This is a genomic window from Streptococcus suis, assembly GCF_002964045.1.
GTDB lineage: Bacteria > Bacillota > Bacilli > Lactobacillales > Streptococcaceae > Streptococcus > Streptococcus suis_U.
This window is the reverse complement of sequence record NZ_POPB01000180.1, coordinates 1-489: the sequence shown is the minus strand read 5'-3', so window position 1 is coordinate 489 and position 489 is coordinate 1. Positions and strand designations below refer to the sequence as shown.

1 pseudogene is annotated in these 489 nt (G+C 39.3%); it reads left to right on the top strand.

The features are described 5' to 3' along the window. Nucleotides 1-469, top strand: a pseudogene (locus tag C1E99_RS01160) (ABC transporter permease); the annotation flags it as partial. Nucleotides 470-489 lie beyond the last annotated feature (20 nt).

Here is a 489-nt window from a genome sequence, read left to right as displayed (position 1 = left end):
CGGCACGGATTCTACTTTAAAAGGATTGCTAGAGATTGATGGTGTATCGAGCTATTATTCCAGTATCAGTAACATGGCTGAAGTCAGCTCAGGCAATAAAAAAGCAGAGAATGTCACCATTACTGGTGTCAGTCAGAATTACTTTGCTGTGAAAGAATATGAAATTTTAGCTGGTCGTCAATTTACAGCTAACGATTATAGTCGTTTTTCACGTATGATTATGCTAGATACGGCACTAGCTGAGAAGTTGTTTGGTTCTATAGAGGACTCTCTCAATCAGACGATTAGTGTCAATAGCAATGCTTATCTCGTAATAGGAGTTTACAAAGATCCAAAAGCAGGGACAGCTATTTATGGAATGAATTCAGGTGGAAATGCCGTCATGACTAATACGCAGCTGGCTGCTGAAACAGGTATGAAAGAGAATTCTCAAATCTATGTCCATGTTGAAGATGTTACTCAGGCAACATAAGTTGGTCAAGATCGGAA